Origin of the sequence: Proteus faecis, assembly GCF_003144395.1 — a bacterium.
In the GTDB taxonomy this organism is placed as follows: Bacteria; Pseudomonadota; Gammaproteobacteria; order Enterobacterales; family Enterobacteriaceae; genus Proteus; species Proteus faecis.
Genome location: NZ_PENZ01000032.1, coordinates 50,097 through 69,644, shown reverse-complemented (window position 1 = coordinate 69,644; position 19,548 = coordinate 50,097). Strand labels below are relative to the sequence as shown.

General features: G+C 39.9%; 14 protein-coding genes. 2 read left to right on the top strand and 12 right to left on the bottom strand.

Features of this window, described 5'->3' with window-relative positions:
* Nucleotides 1-56 precede the first annotated feature (56 nt).
* The 8 genes from carB to ribF form a co-directional block, all read right to left on the bottom strand.
* On the bottom strand, nucleotides 57-3,284 hold the full coding sequence (gene carB, locus DK858_RS08950; RefSeq protein WP_109397111.1) for a carbamoyl-phosphate synthase large subunit: 3,228 nt from the start codon (nucleotides 3,282-3,284) through the stop codon (nucleotides 57-59).
* Nucleotides 3,285-3,301: 17 nt separating this feature from the next.
* On the bottom strand, nucleotides 3,302-4,465 hold the full coding sequence (carA, locus tag DK858_RS08945) for a glutamine-hydrolyzing carbamoyl-phosphate synthase small subunit (protein WP_109397110.1): 1,164 nt from the start codon (nucleotides 4,463-4,465) through the stop codon (nucleotides 3,302-3,304).
* Nucleotides 4,466-4,899: 434 nt separating this feature from the next.
* Nucleotides 4,900-5,721 carry a 4-hydroxy-tetrahydrodipicolinate reductase gene (dapB, locus tag DK858_RS08940; protein WP_109397109.1) on the bottom strand — a complete coding sequence of 274 codons (822 nt, stop codon included), beginning with the start codon at nucleotides 5,719-5,721 and terminating at the stop codon, nucleotides 4,900-4,902.
* A gap of 232 nt (nucleotides 5,722-5,953) precedes the next feature.
* Nucleotides 5,954-6,907, bottom strand: a complete 954-nt coding sequence (gene ispH / locus DK858_RS08935; RefSeq protein ID WP_023580932.1) for a 4-hydroxy-3-methylbut-2-enyl diphosphate reductase — start codon at nucleotides 6,905-6,907, stop codon at nucleotides 5,954-5,956.
* Entirely contained in the window at nucleotides 6,888-7,358 is a 471-nt protein-coding gene (fkpB, locus tag DK858_RS08930; protein ID WP_109397108.1) for an FKBP-type peptidyl-prolyl cis-trans isomerase, read from the bottom strand. Before fkpB ends, ispH begins: the two co-directional genes overlap by 20 nt.
* A gap of 69 nt (nucleotides 7,359-7,427) precedes the next feature.
* Nucleotides 7,428-7,943 (bottom strand): signal peptidase II, encoded by a 516-nt coding sequence (lspA, locus tag DK858_RS08925; RefSeq protein WP_069368642.1) that lies wholly within the window; start codon nucleotides 7,941-7,943, stop codon nucleotides 7,428-7,430.
* 3 nt (nucleotides 7,944-7,946) lie between these two features.
* The gene (gene ileS / locus DK858_RS08920) at nucleotides 7,947-10,757 is read right to left on the bottom strand and encodes an isoleucine--tRNA ligase (protein WP_109397107.1); all 2,811 of its coding nucleotides are present in this window, start codon (nucleotides 10,755-10,757) and stop codon (nucleotides 7,947-7,949) included.
* A 29-nt stretch (nucleotides 10,758-10,786) separates the two neighbouring features.
* Nucleotides 10,787-11,728: a bifunctional riboflavin kinase/FAD synthetase gene (gene ribF / locus DK858_RS08915; protein WP_109397106.1), complete on the bottom strand. Its 942-nt coding sequence runs from the start codon at nucleotides 11,726-11,728 to the stop codon at nucleotides 10,787-10,789.
* 431 nt (nucleotides 11,729-12,159) lie between these two features.
* Here ribF and rpsT point away from each other — a divergent pair, with 431 nt between their 5' ends.
* Nucleotides 12,160-12,420, top strand: coding sequence for a 30S ribosomal protein S20 (gene rpsT, locus DK858_RS08905; RefSeq protein WP_004248964.1), 261 nt, complete (start codon nucleotides 12,160-12,162; stop codon nucleotides 12,418-12,420).
* 74 nt (nucleotides 12,421-12,494) lie between these two features.
* Here the strand turns inward: rpsT and nhaR are convergent, their stop codons facing one another.
* Both nhaR and nhaA read right to left on the bottom strand, forming a co-directional pair.
* Nucleotides 12,495-13,415: a transcriptional activator NhaR gene (nhaR, locus tag DK858_RS08900; protein ID WP_109397105.1), complete on the bottom strand. Its 921-nt coding sequence runs from the start codon at nucleotides 13,413-13,415 to the stop codon at nucleotides 12,495-12,497.
* A gap of 191 nt (nucleotides 13,416-13,606) precedes the next feature.
* Nucleotides 13,607-14,785 carry a Na+/H+ antiporter NhaA gene (nhaA, locus tag DK858_RS08895; protein WP_109397104.1) on the bottom strand — a complete coding sequence of 393 codons (1,179 nt, stop codon included), beginning with the start codon at nucleotides 14,783-14,785 and terminating at the stop codon, nucleotides 13,607-13,609.
* A gap of 443 nt (nucleotides 14,786-15,228) precedes the next feature.
* Here nhaA and DK858_RS08890 point away from each other — a divergent pair, with 443 nt between their 5' ends.
* Nucleotides 15,229-16,074, top strand: a complete 846-nt coding sequence (locus tag DK858_RS08890; protein WP_109397103.1) for a DMT family transporter — start codon at nucleotides 15,229-15,231, stop codon at nucleotides 16,072-16,074.
* A gap of 75 nt (nucleotides 16,075-16,149) precedes the next feature.
* Here the strand turns inward: DK858_RS08890 and dnaJ are convergent, their stop codons facing one another.
* Together dnaJ and dnaK are read right to left on the bottom strand one after the other, a co-directional pair.
* Nucleotides 16,150-17,289: a molecular chaperone DnaJ gene (gene dnaJ / locus DK858_RS08885; protein WP_109397102.1), complete on the bottom strand. Its 1,140-nt coding sequence runs from the start codon at nucleotides 17,287-17,289 to the stop codon at nucleotides 16,150-16,152.
* Nucleotides 17,290-17,394: 105 nt separating this feature from the next.
* The gene (dnaK, locus tag DK858_RS08880) at nucleotides 17,395-19,320 is read right to left on the bottom strand and encodes a molecular chaperone DnaK (protein ID WP_109397101.1); all 1,926 of its coding nucleotides are present in this window, start codon (nucleotides 19,318-19,320) and stop codon (nucleotides 17,395-17,397) included.
* Nucleotides 19,321-19,548 lie beyond the last annotated feature (228 nt).

Below are 19,548 nucleotides of genomic sequence, written 5' to 3'. Positions count from 1 at the left end.
AATCCCGAATACGAGTTTCCTTATATTCGGGATCATTATTATGACAATAAATAAACTTAAGCTTTATTTATCTTTTTATGCATTTCTTGAACCGAAATAACGCTTGCTGTAGGATCCGCCGTTAATGACAGTGTTGTCGCAAATCCGCCATTTAACGTCGTGTCATAGTGAACTTTATATCTTAAAGCACTACGGCGAATAATTTTAGAGTCTTCAATAGCTTGACGACCAGAAGTTGTGTTAACGATATAGTCATATTCACTATTTTTAATTCTATCTTCAATATGCGGTCTACCTTCATGAACTTTATTGACTAAGCGTGGATTAATTCCTGCCTCGCCTAATACAATAGCGGTACCATGTGTCGCATCTAATTCAAATCCACTTTTTAGCAATTTCGTTGCCAAATCAACAATTCGTTTTTTGTCACCCTCTCGCACAGAAAGAAGCGCTCTCCCTTTTTTCTTCATGGTCGAGTTGCTACCTAACATCGCTTTAGCAAAGGCTTGAGCAAAGGTTGCTCCAACCCCCATAACTTCACCTGTTGAACGCATTTCAGGTCCTAAAATAGGATCAACACCTGCAAACTTATTGAAAGGTAAAACCACTTCTTTTACAGAATAATAAGGTGGAATAACTTCTTTTGTTACCCCCTGCTCTTCAAGGCTTTGACCAATCATGACACGCGCGGCGACTTTTGCTAATGGCACACCTGTGGCTTTCGACACAAAAGGCACAGTACGAGCGGCTCGAGGATTAACTTCTATAAGATAAACATCATCACCTTTCACTGCGAATTGTGCATTCATTAACCCTTTTACACCTAATTCAAAAGCAAGTTCACGGACTTGTTTACGCATCACATCTTGAATTTCTTTGCTTAAGGTATAAGCAGGCAATGAGCAAGCTGAGTCTCCAGAGTGAACACCTGCTTGTTCGATATGCTCCATAATGCCGCCAATCACGACTTGTTTACCATCACAAATCGCATCAATATCGACTTCAATCGCATCATCAAGAAAACGGTCTAATAAGACAGGGGCATCATTCGACACACTCACTGCTGTTTGGAAATAGCGACGTAAATCAACTTCGTCATAAACAATTTCCATGGCACGCCCACCAAGTACATAAGAAGGACGAACCACCAGCGGATAGCCAATCAATTGTGCTTTTTCTACCGCTTCTTCTAAAGCGGTCACAGTCGCGTTTTCAGGCTGTTTAAGTCCTAATTTATCAACGGCTTTTTGGAAACGTTCACGATCTTCTGCTTTATCAATAGCATCTGGTGTTGTCCCAATCACTGGTACACCTTCAGCTTCTAACGCTCTGGCTAATTTTAATGGTGTTTGTCCACCATATTGCACGATAACCCCTTTCGGTTTTTCGATACGCACAATTTCAAGCACATCTTCTAATGTAACCGGTTCAAAATAGAGTCGGTCAGAAGTATCATAATCTGTTGAAACCGTTTCTGGGTTACAGTTCACCATAATGGTTTCGTAGCCGTCTTCACGTAATGCAAGCGCCGCATGAACACAACAATAATCAAATTCAATCCCTTGACCTATGCGGTTTGGCCCACCACCTAAGATCATCACTTTAGGTTTATCTTGGTTTGGGTTTGCCTCGCACTCTTCTTCATAAGTCGAGTACATATAAGCCGTATCTGTAGCAAACTCTGCAGCACAAGTATCAACACGTTTATAAACAGGATGGAGTTGATACTGTTCACGTAATTGACGAATAGTATGCTCTTTTACGTTAAGTATTCTCGCTAAACGCGCATCAGCAAAACCTTTACGTTTTAGTTGACGCAAGAAATCAGCGTTTAATCCTTTTATACCGACTTCGCTAACTTTTTCTTCAAGACGAACGATTTCTTCTATTTGAACTAAGAACCAGCGATCAATATTAGTGAGGTTAAATACCCCATCAACAGACAAACCTGCTCGGAAAGCATCTGCGATATACCAAATTCTGTCTGAGCCTGCATCTTTTAGCTCTCGGCGAATTTTCGTTAATGCTTCAGGGTCATCTAAATCGACTTTAGGATCAAAACCTGTCGCCCCAACTTCAAGGCCTCGTAACGCTTTTTGCAAGGATTCTTGTTGTGTTCTACCAATTGCCATCACTTCGCCAACAGATTTCATTTGCGTTGTTAATCTGTCATTGGTTCCTGCAAACTTTTCAAAGTTAAAGCGAGGAATTTTTGTCACAACATAATCAATAGAAGGTTCGAAAGAGGCAGGCGTTCTCCCACCGGTGATGTCATTCATCAGCTCATCGAGGGTATAGCCTACCGCTAACTTTGCAGCAACCTTCGCAATTGGGAAACCTGTCGCTTTAGATGCAAGCGCTGATGAACGAGAAACCCGAGGATTCATTTCAATAACAATCAAACGTCCTGTTTTAGGATCAACAGCAAACTGAACGTTAGAACCGCCAGTTTCAACACCTATCTCACGTAATACCGCCATCGAGGCATTACGCATAATTTGATATTCTTTGTCGGTAAGTGTCTGTGCTGGCGCGACAGTAATGGAATCTCCCGTATGAATTCCCATTGCATCAAAGTTTTCGATAGAACAGACGATAATGCAGTTGTCGTTCTTATCGCGCACCACTTCCATTTCATACTCTTTCCAACCAATGAGTGATTCATCAATTAACAATTCATTGGTCGGCGATAAATCTAAACCTCGAATACAGATTTCTTCAAATTCTTCACGATTATAGGCTATCCCACCACCTGTTCCGCCCATCGTAAATGAAGGGCGAATAATACAAGGAAAACCAACTTGTTCAGCGACAGCAAAAGCTTCATCAAGGTTATGTGCAATACCTGAACGAGCAGTATCTAAGCCGATTTTCTTCATCGCTTTATCAAAGCGCTGTCTATCTTCTGCTTTATCAATTGCATCGGCTGTTGCACCGATCATGGTGACACCAAACTCAGCTAAAACACCTTGGCGCTCTAATTCTAGCGCACAGTTCAGTGCCGTTTGCCCCCCCATTGTCGGTAATACCGCATCAGGGCGCTCTTTTTCAATAATTTTTCTCACAACTTGCCAGTGAATCGGCTCGATGTACGTTGCATCGGCCATTTCAGGATCGGTCATAATGGTTGCAGGATTTGAATTTACCAAAACAACCCGATATCCCTCTTCACGCAGGGCTTTGCATGCTTGAGCGCCTGAATAGTCAAATTCGCACGCTTGTCCGATAACAATCGGTCCAGCCCCTAAAATCAGGATTGTTTTGATATCTGTTCTTTTAGCCATTTTCTTTCGCTCCTGATTTATTTTGTTGTCACTGGTTGCAGGTTTTGACGATATTGCGCGATAAGCTCAATAAAGTGATCAAAAAGAGGTGCAGCATCATGAGGGCCAGGACTGGCTTCTGGGTGGCCTTGAAAACTAAATGCAGGTTTATCTGTACGATGAATACCTTGTAAAGAGCCATCAAACAGTGATTTATGTGTCACACTTAAATTGGCTGGAAGAGATGTTTCATCAACGGCAAATCCATGATTTTGCGCTGTGATCATCACCGTATTTTTATCTAAATCTTTAACAGGATGATTACCACCATGATGACCAAATTTCATTTTGATGGTTTTAGCACCACTAGCTAATGCTAATAGCTGATGCCCTAAACAAATACCAAATACCGGAATATCAGTAGCTAAAAAGGTTTGAATGGCGTTAATGGCGTAATCACAGGGCTCTGGATCCCCGGGACCATTAGAAAGGAAAATACCATCAGGAGAAAGCGCTAAAACTTCTTGAGCTGACGTTTGAGCAGGTACAACAGTAACTTGGCATCCTCTATCCACCAGCATACGTAAAATATTACGTTTTACACCGAAATCATATGCCACAATATGCAATGGCAATTCAGTCGCCAATTTCGCCTCTGGTAATTCATTTTCTAACGTCCAACTGCCTTGAGTCCACTGATAAGGCTGTTTGACGGTCACTGTTTTGGCTAAATCCATGCCTTTTAAGCCGGGAAAAGCCTTAGCTTTTTCAAGAGCAAGTTTGGTATCAGGATGTTTACCGGCAATGATACAACCGTTTTGTGCACCTTTTTCTCTTAACAAACGAGTTAGCTTACGTGTATCAATATCTGCAATAGCAACGATATTGTGGCGTTTAAGATAATCAGATAACGTTTCTTGAGCACGATAATTGCTCATCACTAATGGTAAATCGCGAATGATTAAGCCTTGAGCATGGATTGTTTCTGATTCTTCATCTGAATGATTAACGCCGGTGTTGCCAATGTGGGGATAGGTAAGAGTAACAATTTGTTGGGAGTAAGAAGGGTCGGTTAGTATTTCTTGATAACCGGTCATTGAAGTATTAAAAACGACTTCACCGATAGCGGCGCCTTCTGCGCCAATCGACTTGCCGTGGAATTCGGTCCCATCTTCTAGAACCAGTATAGCTTTTCTAATCAAAACGCCCTCCAGAGAATAATAAATCACATTTCATGCATATTAATTCAGATTTAAGCCTCTAAATCAATGCCAAAAACATAAAATTGGGCAAATTTTTGGCAAATTGGGCGCATTCTAAAGATCGAATGAGCAGATGTCTAGAAAAAACACCTTTTTAATTTAAAAAATATCATTCATTAGCAATTTAATTAACCAAGTGACAATTTATACAATCAATCTGACAAATTTAACCGTTTGCTTACCAAGATAATTTAAAAACCGAAGAAAGAAGGAAGAAAATGAGAAATTCGCGTATCAAGAGAGATAAAAACGAACAAAAAATAGAGATAACCAACAAAAAAGAGAAATAAGAACAAAACAAATAACATATAAAACAAAAAACTCATAATTATAAAAATAATTATGAGTTTTCAATGAACTATATTTTCTATAAACTACAAATTTTCCAGTGAAAGAACATCTTTCATATTATAAAGACCAGACTTTTTATCACTTAACCAAATAGAGGCTTTAACAGCACCATTTGCAAAGGTCATCCGGCTAGAGGCCTTATGACTTATCTCGACTCGCTCACCAATATCAGCAAAGATCGCGGTGTGTTCTCCCACAATATCCCCAGCACGGATCGTTGCAAAACCAATACTTTGAGGATCACGCTCTCCCGTATGCCCTACACGCTCATAAACCGCACACTCTTTAAGATCACGACCTAATGCATCTGCAATAGATTCACCCATCGCTAATGCAGTACCCGATGGCGCATCAACTTTATGACGATGGTGTGCTTCTACAATTTCAATATCACTGTAAGAACCCATCACTTTAGCTGCTTTTTCAAGTAATTTAAGCACCAGATTGACACCAACACTAAAGTTAGCAGCAAACACAATTGGGATAATATTGGCCGCATTTTCAATCGCTTTTTTGCCTTCATCATCAAAGCCAGTCGTACCAATAATCATGCCTTTTTTCTGTTCTACACAAAATGCAATATGAGAAAGCGTTCCTTCGGGGCGTGTAAAATCAATTAACACATCAAATTCACCCGCTTGAGCCAACAAATTATCCGTAATTGTGACACCAATATGCCCGATACCCGCTAACTCTCCTGCATCAGCGCCAATCAATGAAGAATTAGTACGCTCAAAAGCAGCGCCTAAAACCGTTCCTTCTTGTTGAGAAATTGCCTGAATTAATTGGCGCCCCATACGACCACCCGCACCAACAACGGCAAGACGAAGTTCTTTCGCAGACATAACTAAATTCTCCTAAACAATACTTATTATCTCTATTTATTGTTTACAGATTAACGAGGTCATCCATTTGATGCCAGCATTTAACGTTCAAGATAAGAAAAACACACAAAACCCGAGTGATTATCAGTAAAAGAGATGAACAGCATGATTATTCATTTAACTTTATTTTAAGCATAAAAAAAGCAGAGTTATTCACTCTGCTTTTTAAATCCACGATCACATTTAAGTGAAATTATTCGATAACTTTATAATCTAGACGAAGCTCTTTAGGGACTTCAAAAACAATATTTTCTTCACGCCCTGATAATTCGACCACATCATCAGCACCAAAGGTTTTTAAACGTTCTAATACTTGTTGAACCAAAATATCTGGCGCTGAAGCCCCTGCTGTAACACCAACAATATTTGCATTAGCTACCCATGACTCATCAATATCTTCAAAGCTATCGATAAGATAAGAAGGCTTACCAGCTCGCTGTGCAAGCTCCGCTAAACGATTTGAGTTTGATGAGTTCTTAGACCCCACTACAAATACAACATCCGCTTTTTCAGCAAGCTCTCTTGCCGCTTCTTGGCGATTGGTTGTTGCGTAACAGATATCATCCTTACGAGGCCCAATAATTTTAGGGAAGCGTGCATTTAAAGCATCAATCACTTCAGATGTATCATCAACAGAAAGCGTTGTTTGAGTCATAAAGCAAAGATTATCTTCATCTTTCACTTCTAATTTCCAAACATCAGCAGGCGACTCAACTAAATACATTCCCCCTTCAGGGTTATTGTATTGTCCCATTGTACCTTCAACTTCAGGGTGCCCTGCATGACCTATTAAAATTGCTTCTTTGCCTTTACGACTCGCTCTTGCCACTTCCATATGAACTTTGGTGACTAATGGGCAAGTTGCATCATAAAGCATGGTTAAATTACGTGAGCGAGCTTCTTGGCGAATAGCCTGAGAAACACCATGAGCAGAAAAAATTAAAATCGCGTTATCGGGTACTTCTGAAATTTCTTCAATAAAGATAGCACCACGTTCACGTAAGTCGTTAACAACATAGCGGTTATGAACAACCTCGTGACGAACATAAATAGGCGCACCATAGATTTCCAGAGCGCGATCAACAATGCTGATAGCTCGGTCAACACCAGCACAAAAGCCTCGTGGGTTAGCCAGCAGTATTTGCATGCGCCGTTTCCTCCTCCGGATTAATACAGACCACTTCAATATCAAATGTCACTTCTTCTGACGCTAACGGATGATTAAAGTCAACTGTTACAGAATCTTCAGTGACATCTCTTACAATGCCTGGCATTTCACTACCATTCATTGCTGTAAATAACATGATAGTGCCAGCCTCTGGCACACCAGACTCAGCAAAGTCAGAAGGCATAAAGTATTGGATCAAGTCAGGATTGTATTTACCAAAAAGATGTTCACCCGCAAGCGTAAAGGTTTTTTTATCTCCCGTAGATAATCCCAATAATTCAGCTTCTAAGGCTGGTGATAAACTTTCATCACCTAAACGGAAAAGGGCGGGTTTACCATGCGCTTGTGTAGATTCAGCAACAGAGCCATCTGCTAACTTTAAAGTGAAATTCAGCAACACTGCGCTGTCGTTGAGTACCTGCATAACCATACTAATACCTTCTATTAAGCGTAACCCCCGCCATAAGGCAGGGGTTATTTTAGTTAACTTCTTGTCTGATTACTTTTGCTTTTTTGTATCTTGTGGACTGACATTTTTATCAGGGAAAAAGCTCTCAATAATAATAAGCCCTGCACCGATACAAATCCCCATATCAGCAATATTAAAGGTAGGCCAATGCCAATCTCCGATATAAATATCAAGAAAGTCGATGACAAACCCATGGATCAGACGATCAGAGAGATTACCCAATGCTCCGCCAATAATTAGCGCATAAGCAACGTTACTTAGTTTGGCACTCGCTTTGTTTTTATACATCATTACCAATAAAGTAATGCAGATTGCCAATGCAATCAGTGCAAAAAACCAACGTTGCCATCCCCCTTTATCTGCTAAAAAGCTAAAGGCAGCACCATAGTTATGGGCGTAAGTGAAGTTGAAAAAAGGCATCACAGCAACAGATTCATACAGACGAAATGTCTGCATGAAATACTGTTTCGTTCCTAAATCCAACACCACTACGGCGACGGCTAGCCATAGCCAGCGTAAACCTGTAGAGCAAAGTGTTTTCTTCATTAATTAAGCAAACTTACGTTCTTCACCGTTACCGGCTACGTTAGTAACACAGCGTCCGCATAATTCAGCGTGTTCCGCTACTTGACCGATATCTGTCGCATAATGCCAGCAACGAGGACATTTTTCGCCATCTGCTTTGTTAAAGGCGATTTTTAACCCCGCCATATCAGAAGCTAATGCCGTTTCTGGTGCTTCATTAATATCTGCTACTTTCGCTTGAGATGTTAATAAAACAAAACGCAGTTCGTTACCTAACGCATTTAACTTATCTGCTAAAGCTTTATCTGCATATAGAGTGACTGATGCTTCTAAAGAGCCACGCAGTTGTTTATCTGTACGAGCTTGCTCTAATACCTTGTTGACTTCTCCACGAACGGCAAGTAACTCAGCCCAGTAGTCATCATTTAAAGTTTCTGACGCATCTAAGCCAAATAAGTCGGTATACCATTCTTCCGTTAAGACATATTTTGCACGTTCACCTGGTAACTCATTCCAGATCTCATCTGCTGTGAATGACATAACTGGTGCCATCCAACGAACTAATGCTTCACAGATATGGAATAACGCAGTTTGACAGCTACGGCGAGCAACACTATCGCTTTTCGCGGTGTACTGTCTATCTTTAATAATATCTAAGTAGAAAGAACCCATTTCCACTGAACAGAACTGCATTAAGCGCTGAATAACATTATGGAAATCGTAATTTTCATAGTGTTTTAAAATATCAGCTTGCGCTGCTTTTGCACGGCCTACAGCCCAACGGTCAAGTGTTACCATCTCTTCTGGCTTAACTTGATGTTTAGCCGGATCAAAGCCGTTTAAGTTAGCTAAGAAGAAACGCGCAGTATTACGAATACGGCGATAAGTATCTGCAGAACGTTTTAAGATCTCATCTGATACGGCGATTTCACCAGTATAATCTGTTGATGCAACCCATAGACGTAAAATATCAGCACCCAGTTTATCCATCACATCTTGTGGACTTACTGTGTTACCAATAGATTTAGACATTTTACGACCTTGACCGTCTACGGTAAAACCGTGTGTTAACACTTCACGATAAGGTGCTTTGCCTTTGATTGCAGTCGAGATCATCAGTGAGGACATAAACCAACCACGATGTTGGTCAGAGCCTTCTAAGTACATATCTGCTGAATTGCCGTGGTACTCTGGACGGTCATCAACAACCGTTGAGTGTGTCGATCCTGAGTCGAACCAAACATCCAGTGTATCTGGTGTTTTCATATAATCGTCAGCGTCATCACCCAGCACTTCACGGATATCTAAATCCCACCATGCTTGAATGCCACTCACTTCAACACGTTTTGCCACTTCTTCCATCAACTCTAAAGTACGTGGATGTGGCTCTTGAGTCTCTTTATGAACAAACAGAGACATTGGCGTACCCCAAGTACGTTGACGAGAAATACACCAGTCTGGGCGGTTTTCAACCATTGATTCAATACGTGCTTGACCCCAGTCAGGGATCCATTTAACACCTTTGATCTCTTTTAATGATTGTTGACGTAATCCGTTTTTATCCATGCCAATAAACCATTGTGGTGTAGCACGGAAAATAACCGGAGTTTTATGTCTCCAACAGCAAGGATAGCTATGCTGTAAGGCTTCGTGATGTAACAAAGCACCTTTTTCTTTTAGCATTTCAACGATGACATCATTCGCTTTAAAAACAAAAATACCATCTAATGTTGGGTAAGTGCCTGCTAAGTAACAACCATTTGGGCCAACTGGATTTGCAACTTCTAAACCGTATTTTTGACCCACAACGAAGTCATCAGGGCCGTGGCCTGGTGCAGTATGAACAGCACCTGTACCCGCATCTAAAGTAACGTGATCACCTAAAATTGCAGGTACATCAAAGCCCATAAATGGATGATTAAAACGCAATAACTCTAAATCAGCACCTTTACATTCGCCTAAAACAGTCCAACTTGTGATGCCAATACGCTTCATTACATCTTCAACAAGATCAGCGGCTAAAATCACGCATTCATCGTTAAAAGAGACTAAGGCATAATTAAATTCTGCATTTAATGCGATAGCGCGGTTAGCCGGTAATGTCCAAGGTGTTGTTGTCCAGATAACCAAAGAAATAGGCTTATCTGTTGTTGCATGGAATTTTGCAGCAACTGCGTTTGGATCAACTGCGGTGAAACGCACATCAATCGAAGGTGAAGTTTTATCGTAATATTCAACTTCAGCTTCTGCCAGTGATGAACCACATGCGGTACACCAGTGAACAGGTTTAGCCCCTTTTAACAGGTGACCATTTGCGATAATGCGCGCTAACGCACGGATAGTATTCGCTTCAGTTTTATAGTCCATTGTAAGATAAGGTTTTTCCCAATCTCCTAGAACACCTAAACGAATAAAATCTTTTTTCTGTGCTTCAATTTGCTCGTAAGCGTATTTACGGCATTCCTCGCGGAATTGCGCTGCAGATATTTTCTCTCCTGGTTTACCTACGATTTGTTCAACTTTTAGTTCGATAGGTAATCCGTGACAATCCCATCCTGGAATATACGGAGAATCAAAGCCTGACAGCCCTTTGGATTTAATAATAATATCTTTGAGAATTTTGTTTACTGAGTGACCAATATGAATATTGCCGTTAGCGTATGGAGGGCCATCGTGCAAAATAAATGTTTTCTTACCACTTTTAGCCTGACGAATTGCTTGATACAAACCTTCTTTGTACCAACGTGATAACATCTCTGGCTCGCGCTTTGCTAAATCCCCGCGCATAGGGAACCCTGTTTCTGGTAAGTTCAGGGTATTTTTATAGTCACTCATTCGATTCTCAGTTCCAATTTTCCGCTAGTTTATGACTCCGACCGCTGCGATAAAAAATCCCTAGCAGTAGCCACATCATCTGCGATTTGCTGCTTTAATGCATCCAGTGATGCAAATCGCTGTTCATTACGTAATTTCTTTCGTAACACAACATCAATACGACGTCCATATAAATCCATATTAACGTCGATTAAATGAACTTCTAATTGTACGCCCTTCCCTTTTACAGTAGGACGACTTCCGATATTTGCCACACCAGGTAAAGGTGATTGATTATCTGATAAATAGACATCAACGGCATAAACGCCTTTAACTGGTGCAACTAAGCGTTTCATAGGAATATTGGCTGTCGGAAAACCAATGGTTCTGCCCAATTCATTACCATGAACAACACGCCCACAAACACTGTAAGGATGCCCTAGTAGTGATTCAGCAAGGACTAAATCATCATTGAGTAACGCTTCTCTTACTGCAGTGCTACTGATACGTAATCCTTTATCGCAATAACTTTCAGTATTAGCGACTTCAAATCCATATCTTTCACCGGCTTGTTGTAAAAAGTGAAAATCACCTTCACGGTTTTTGCCAAAGCGAAAATCATCGCCAATAGCAAGAAACTTCACCCCTAATTTATTCACCAATAGTGATGAAACAAATTCCTCTGGGGTTTGTGCCGCAAATTGTTTATCAAATTTGACACACAAAAGGTAATCAATACCACATTCAGCTAAATACTTAATTTTGTCTCGTAACCGAGTCAGGCGCGCTGGCGCCTTTTCTGGTAAAAAGAACTCCAGTGGCTGAGGCTCAAATGTCATCACAACCGTAGGTAATCCTCGCTGTGACGCCTCTTGCTTCAAGTGTTTTAATAATGCCTGATGGCCTCTATGGACACCATCAAAATTTCCAATTGTCAGAACGCAACCGTGGTGTAGCGCTCTAATATTTTGTATACCGCGAATTAGCTCCATAACTGGCTCAATACCGTGGAAATTATTGGATTATACCTTGTCAAAGGCTTGAGAGTAACCCAATATATCAATGTTTATTGATGAGTAATATTTCGACAAGTCGATTCACTGCTATTCTTAGATTTGATTGCTCACATCAAACAAAAAATGGACTATCACTCACTTCTTGGTTATAAAATCGCATAAAATCAAGCGTAGATCCTCTTAGAATCTATTATTTATTACTCATATACACGATTTTGATGATTTTTTCACTCAAAAGACTGTATTCTACCCGTCTTAACTGATAAAATCTTGCGCCATCACAACGAAACAAGTGTCGCGTACAACGACGCTAATTTTGTATAAATCCATTGACAAACTTAGGTTGAAAAGGCATATTCCTTCACCTTTGTATTTGTCCTCGCTAGAATATATTTGGGAGTTGGAACTTGGCTAATATCAAATCAGCTAAGAAACGTGCGGTTCAGTCTGAAAAGCGTCGTCAGCACAACGCAAGCCGTCGTTCTATGATGCGTACTTACATCAAAAAAGTATACGCAGCAGTTGCTTCAGGTGATAAAGAAGCAGCACAAAAAGCATTTAATGACATGCAACCAATTGTTGACCGTCAGGCAACTAAAGGCTTAATTCATAAGAATAAAGCTGCACGTCATAAAGCTAATCTGCAAGCACAAATCAAAGCAATGTAATATTGCTTTCTTGTGTTATAAAAAAACCGGCTCATGCCGGTTTTTTTGTTTTCTACTTTTTAATCGCCACCCTTTCATGGATTTTCAATGTGCTTTTTATCTCCATTAAAGAGTTCTGAAAAATCAGTATTACAAACACGTTGAACCGCCGGATGTTGGATCATTCGCTCTGCAAAAATTGCGTAGTACTCTTCTTTTACCGTATCAAGCATGCCAATTTCTTCAATATTACTATGAGCAAAAGTTTCATCGGTATACAGCGAAGGCGCTACAAAGATAGCATTATAATTTAAACCGAATGCTTTCATTAATGCCGCATCATCAAACTCACCCAATATTTCCACTTGAAGATTTTTATTACGTATCCAAGTTAATAAATGACGACCTAACATATATCGACGTCCGGGAATAAGAAGCTTTCGCTCTTCTAAGCATTCAGGAAACGGTTTTTCTGGAAGAGGATGACGACAAAAAAAGCTCATATTACATTCGCCAAGTTTTACAGAGAACAAACCTTCTTGTTGTGACGAATCCACAGGGCAATCGGATAAGATCATATCCAGTTTATGCTGGCTTAATTGCTCTAATAGCAATTCATGAGTAGATTCAAAACAACGCAGATGGATTTGTTCATTATCAATTACAGCCGTTTCTAATATGCGACTGACTAATTGTTTTGATAATGCGTCCGCAACACCAACATCAAACAGTAAATTCGATTCGCGGCTGTAGTTGACAATATCCAGCATTTCTTGGCTGAGCATAAACATTTTATCGGCATAACGAAAAATGAGCTGACCCAATTCTGAAGGAACAACCCCCCTTCCTTGGCGTTTAAATAACTTGCCACCCAATCTTTCTTCTAATGCTTTAATTTGCCCTGTAATTGTCTGAGGTGTCAGATACAACGCTTGCGCTGCACCCACAACAGAGCCTTCTTTACACACATGCCAAAAATAATAAAGATGATTAAAATTGAGATGTGACACCCGCATAGTTATCTTCCTTTCAACTTCTGTGCTTCAAACACAGACTATGTAATAACGCATTAGTTTGCGATTGGCTTTCCTTGCTTCCAATCCTCATAAAAACACCTACGGCACAATACACTGTATTGCACCGTAGGTTTAAATATTATAGCTCGGTATTTATTGTGTTAAGAAACTCAAATCCGTAATAAGTTTCCCTATATTGATTTCGTTTTTAACTTCGGTAAAACAGAACGAAGTAACAAATATCCCACAACAGCGGCTATTGTTGAACCAACCAAAATACCAAGCTTAGAGTAGGTATTATAAGCTTCATCCGCGCCATCAAATGCTAATCCAGCAATAAAGATAGACATAGTAAAACCGATACCACATAGCACAGATACTGCAAATATTTGTTTAAGATTAATCGCATCTGGTAATTTTGCAATGCCTAGTTTTACCGAAACCCAACTAAAGAGGAAAATACCTATCGGCTTACCTAAAAATAGGCCTAACGCAATACCTAACGGTAAAGCAGATAACATGCCGTCAAACGTTACGCCATTTAAAGAAACCCCTGCGTTACTAAATGCAAACAGCGGTAAAATAAAATAGGCAACCCAAGGGTGTAGCACATGCTCTAATTCTTCTGAAGGAGAATCACCTTCTTTATTTCTTAATGGGATAAGAAATCCAACAATCACTCCTGCAATCGTTGCATGAATACCTGATTTTAAAATACACACCCACAAGATGAAGCCAAGAATTAAATAAGCCGCCGTATTACCCACTTTGCGCCAATTCATTATGCCCAGAGTAATCACTATCAAACCCGCCAAAGCGAGAGGAATTAGTGCAATACTCTTTGAATAAAAGAGCGCAATAATCACAATGACACCTAAGTCATCAATGATAGCTAATGCTAATAAGAATACTTTTAACTCAACAGGAACACGCTTGCCAAGTAATGCCATAACACCCAAAGCAAAAGCAATGTCTGTTGCCGCTGGAATTGCCCATCCTTGCTGTCCAATGGCATCAGTATGATTAAACATCAAATAAACCAATGCGGGAGCTAACATCCCTCCCACTGCAGCTATCGCCGGGAAAATGGCTCTATCACGCTGAGCCAAAGAGCCTTCTTTTAATTCGCGTTTAACTTCTAATCCTACGACCAAGAAAAAGATTGCCATTAAGGCATCGTTTACCCAAAGTAATAATGGCTTATCAAGTTCGAACGCGCCGAATTTGATCATGATAGGAATAGATAAAAACTCATTATACAAAGCACTTAGAGGTGTATTCGCCATAATCAATGCGATAATAGCAGCAATAATCAGAAGAATACCGCCTGACGCCTCTAATCTCAAAAATTGTCTAATAATTGCCGTCATAATATTAACCTCGAAATCACTAATCTTGTTAATAATATGCTAATTATGAATTCGTAAAAAACAGATTATTTATGGATAATAACTCGAATTATTCGAATTGAAAAAGAAATAGCAAGAAAAACAAGGTAAATAATATCAATTCATCAACATAATTTTTCAATAAAATAAAAACAACAAGAATTAATAATACTCAAAATAAGATATTGAATATAAATATTATTTTTTCACTATCAAATGAAAATAAGCATCTTTTTTAATAAATGACACCAATTGATAAAATAGATCAAACATATCAATTTTTATTACTGAATAAAGAGAACTTCTATTCTTCACCTTTTGAATAAGATCAGAAGATAAAAAGAAGTAATCGCATATTTACTGTTTGACCAGTGTGGTATTGTTTTATTAAAAATTACCCTTTTCTCATTAAGGTTTCTATCAATATGTCGATTACTGTTTTTATTGCCGTTTTATTTGCTGCTATCTTTCATGCGTGTTGGAATGCATTAGTTAAAGTAGGCAATGATCGATTTTTAGGGATCTCGCTACTGACTTTTTTTTCTGGTGTTGTAACATTACCCGCCCTATTTTGGGTCGGAGTCCCTGATATTGGTGCATGGAAATGGCTTGCCCTTTCTGTTTTATTCCATGTAGGTTACACACTCTCTTTAAGCCGTTGTTATACTTTGGCTGATTTTAATCAGGTCTATCCTATCTCTCGTGGTAGTGCGCCATTAATGACCGCCTTTCTTGGCTTTTTTCTCTTCCATGAAACACTACCAATCGCTGGCTTACTAGGCATTTTGCTTATCATTTTGGGTATTATCCTTATCTCACGCAGTAGGAAAATAGCGGCGTTTAACTTACGTAAAGATGCACTCTTTTTTGCTCTGCTGACCGCATTATTTACCGCCAGTTATACTTTATCTGATGGAAATGGCTCTCGTGTAGGTGAAACACCGTTTGCTTATATTTTATGGCTCTTCTTTTTAAATGGCATAGCGATGTATTTACTTGCTTGGCTTCGTTATCGCCAGCATTTAAAAAACAAAATAAAGGACTATTGGAAACCTGCATTTTTTGGTGGGCTTATGCAATTGATAAGCTATGGAATTGTGATATGGGCAATGAGTCATGCTTCAATCGTACTTGTGGCTGCTTTAAGAGAAACCAGTGTATTATTTGCCATGATCTTATCTGTCTATCTGTTAAAAGAGCAATTTAACCGTAAACAGCTATTGGCGTGTTTAGTGATTTTAGCGGGTATTGTTGCTATCAAGATAGGATAAGATTAAACATCATTCAAATAAAAAGGCCTGATGATAGCATTTATCATCAGGCCTTTTTGACGGTGATAAGAAAAATTATTTGGTTAAATCATCAAAGAATTTTTTCACACCATCTAAGAAGCTTTTAGAACGAGGGGTATTTTTTTCACCACTCTTACCGCCGAATGATTCACCCAATTGTTGTATTAACTCTTTTTGTTTCTCATTGAGTTTAACAGGTGTTTCAACCACAACACGACACATTAGGTCACCAATACTACTACTACGTACTGATTTAACACCTTTGCCTTTCATGCGGAACATTTTACCAGTTTGTGTTTCTGCTGGAATTTTGAGTTTCACACGACCATCAAGTGTTGGAACTTCAATCTCGCCACCTAAAGCAGCAATGGCGAAGTTAATAGGGACTTCACAGTAAAGATTATTGCCATCACGTTCAAAAATATGATGTTGGCGAACATGAACCTGTACGTATAAATCGCCTGCAGGTGCACCGTTTTCACCAGCTTCCCCTTCACCACTTAAGCGAATACGGTCGCCAGTATCAACACCCGCTGGAATTTTGACAGATAGCGTTTTAGAGCGTTCAACACGACCATCACCATGACATTTAGAGCAAGGCTCTTTAATCACTTTGCCACGACCATGACAAGTTGGGCATGCTTGCTGTACAGTGAAGAAACCTTGACGTAAATGAACCTGACCAGCGCCATGACAAGTAGAACAGGTTTCTGCTGATGTCCCTTCTTTGGCACCACTACCATGACATTTGTCACATGTTTCTAGTGTTGGTATGCGAATTTCTTTAGTAACACCACGAACCGCTTCTTCAAGGGTTAGATCCATGTTGTATTGTAAGTCAGAACCACGCGCTGCGCGTTGTTGGCGGCGACCACCACCAAAAATATCGCCAAATACATCGCCAAAGATGTCACCAAAGTCAGCACCGCCACCGAAGCCACCGCCACCTTGGCCACCAAATCCACCTTGTTCAAATGCAGCATGACCATATTGATCATAAGCAGCACGTTTTTGAGCATCACTTAAGATCTCATAAGCTTCTTTGATTTCTTTAAATTTTATTTCTGACTCTTTATCACCTTGATTTCGGTCTGGGTGATATTTCATTGCTAAACGCTTATATGCGCGTTTAATTTCTTTTTCGTCGGCTGTTTTACTTAAACCGAGTACTTCGTAAAAATCTCTTTTTGCCATTCTAGATTACCCTTGACATAAGCACACGGGCGTTGAGTTTCCTCGACGCCCGTGCTCGGTATCAGTAACTATTCATAGATGAGTTACCGCGGCCCGTTAAGGGCATTATTTCTTGTCTTTGCCGTCAACTTCTTCAAATTCTGCATCGACAACATCGTCATCTTTCTTCGCACTTGCATCCGCATCCGCGGCATTACCTGCTGCGCCTGCTTGAGCTTGTTGTTGTGCGATTTCTAACAGTTTTTCAGAAGCTTCAACTAATGCTTTAATTTTTGCTTCAATAGCGTCTTTATCTTCGCCTTTAGAAGCAATTTCTAACTCGCTTACCGCTTTTTCGATAGCTTCTTTATCGTTCGCTGGTAATTTATCACCCGCTTCTTCAATTTGTTTACGTGTACCGTGAACTAATTGGTCTGCTTGGTTACGAGTTTGTACTAATTCTTCAAACTTACGGTCAGCTTCTGCGTTTGCTTCTGCATCACGAACCATTTTTTGGATTTCATCTTCATTTAAACCAGAAGATGCTTTGATTGTGATGTTTTGCTCACGACCACTGTTTTTATCTTTCGCTGATACATGCAAGATACCATCAGCATCGATATCAAACGTCACTTCGATTTGTGGCATACCGCGTGGTGCCGCTTGAATACCATCTAAGTTAAACTGACCCAGTGATTTGTTATCACTTGCACGTTTACGTTCACCTTGTAATACGTGAATAGTTACAGCAGATTGGTTATCTTCTGCGGTAGAGAACACTTGGCTATGTTTAGTTGGGATTGTGGTATTTTTCGCAATCAGGGAAGTCATCACGCCACCCATTGTTTCAATACCTAAAGACAGTGGTGTTACGTCTAGTAACAGAACGTCTTTTACATCACCTGCTAACACACCACCTTGAACAGCCGCACCCATCGCAACAGCTTCATCAGGGTTAACGTCTTTACGTGGCTCTTTACCAAAGAAATCAGCAACGGTTTTTTGAACCATTGGCATACGAGTTTGACCACCAACCAGAATAACGTCGTTAACTTCGCTAACTTTCAGGCCTGCATCTTCTAATGCAACACGTACTGGTTCCATTGAACGTTTAACTAAATCTTCAACTAAAGATTCCAGTTTCGCACGAGTTACTTTGATATTTAAGTGTTTAGGACCTGTTGCATCTGCTGTGACATATGGCAAGTTAACATCTGTTTGTTGTGCAGAAGATAATTCGATTTTCGCTTTTTCTGCTGCTTCTTTCAGACGTTGCATTGCTAATGGATCGTTACGCAGATCAATGCCTTGTTCTTTTTTAAATTCATCAACTAAGTAGTTAATTAAACGGCTATCGAAGTCTTCACCACCTAAGTGAGTATCACCATTAGTTGACAGAACTTCATAGGTCTTTTCGCCATCAACTTCATCAATTTCGATGATAGAGATATCGAATGTACCACCACCTAAGTCGTAAACTGCGATAGTACGGTTGCCCACTTCACGATCTAAGCCGTAAGCTAGAGCGGCTGCTGTTGGTTCGTTAATAATACGTTTAACTTCAAGCCCTGCGATACGCCCCGCATCTTTAGTTGCTTGACGTTGAGCATCGTTAAAGTAAGCTGGAACAGTAATAACAGCTTCAGTAACTGCTTCACCTAAATAATCTTCTGCTGTTTTCTTCATTTTTTTCAGGACTTCAGCAGAAACTTGTGGTGGAGCCATTTTTTCGTTACGCGCTTCAATCCAAGCATCACCATTATCAGCTTTTACGATTTTGTAAGGCATGATAGCAACGTCACGCTGAACTTCAGCATCTTCAAAACGACGGCCAATTAAACGCTTGATGGCAAATAAAGTATTTTGTGGGTTAGTCACAGCCTGACGTTTTGCAGGTTGACCAACTAAGATTTCACCATCTTGTGCATAAGCAACGATTGAAGGCGTTGTGCGATCACCTTCAGCGTTTTCAATAACCCGGGCATTTTTGCCATCCATTACAGCAACACAAGAGTTAGTTGTACCCAGGTCAATACCAATAATTTTACCCATTTAAACGCCTCCAAAGAGAATTCTTTATCAATTTGACTACCAATCTATATGCGGATGAATATTCATTTTTCAAGTCACAAATTAATAGACTTAACAACATCATCTCGAAGCGGATATAAAATCAACGCAACTTAATAGTGGTAATTGCAGTTGAAAAGAAGATGGGGTCATAAATACATTCATCAAGGGGAATCATGAAAAAAAATGCAAAAAATGCGAAAATTTTGT

Bases quoted from the DNA above. Each gene is read 5' to 3' on its own strand.
- carB (WP_109397111.1), bottom strand. From the start codon at position 3,284: ATGGCTAAAAGAACAGATATCAAAACAATCCTGATTTTAGGGGCTGGA.
- ileS (WP_109397107.1), bottom strand. From the start codon at position 10,757: ATGAGTGACTATAAAAATACCCTGAACTTACCAGAAACAGGGTTCCCT.
- ribF (WP_109397106.1), bottom strand. From the start codon at position 11,728: ATGGAGCTAATTCGCGGTATACAAAATATTAGAGCGCTACACCACGGT.
- nhaA (WP_109397104.1), bottom strand. From the start codon at position 14,785: ATGACGGCAATTATTAGACAATTTTTGAGATTAGAGGCGTCAGGCGGT.
- dapB (WP_109397109.1), bottom strand. From the start codon at position 5,721: ATGTCTGCGAAAGAACTTCGTCTTGCCGTTGTTGGTGCGGGTGGTCGT.
- nhaR (WP_109397105.1), bottom strand. From the start codon at position 13,415: ATGCGGGTGTCACATCTCAATTTTAATCATCTTTATTATTTTTGGCAT.
- DK858_RS08890 (WP_109397103.1), top strand. From the start codon at position 15,229: ATGTCGATTACTGTTTTTATTGCCGTTTTATTTGCTGCTATCTTTCAT.
- dnaK (WP_109397101.1), bottom strand. From the start codon at position 19,320: ATGGGTAAAATTATTGGTATTGACCTGGGTACAACTAACTCTTGTGTT.
- ispH (WP_023580932.1), bottom strand. From the start codon at position 6,907: ATGCAAATACTGCTGGCTAACCCACGAGGCTTTTGTGCTGGTGTTGAC.
- dnaJ (WP_109397102.1), bottom strand. From the start codon at position 17,289: ATGGCAAAAAGAGATTTTTACGAAGTACTCGGTTTAAGTAAAACAGCC.
- fkpB (WP_109397108.1), bottom strand. From the start codon at position 7,358: ATGGTTATGCAGGTACTCAACGACAGCGCAGTGTTGCTGAATTTCACT.
- lspA (WP_069368642.1), bottom strand. From the start codon at position 7,943: ATGAAGAAAACACTTTGCTCTACAGGTTTACGCTGGCTATGGCTAGCC.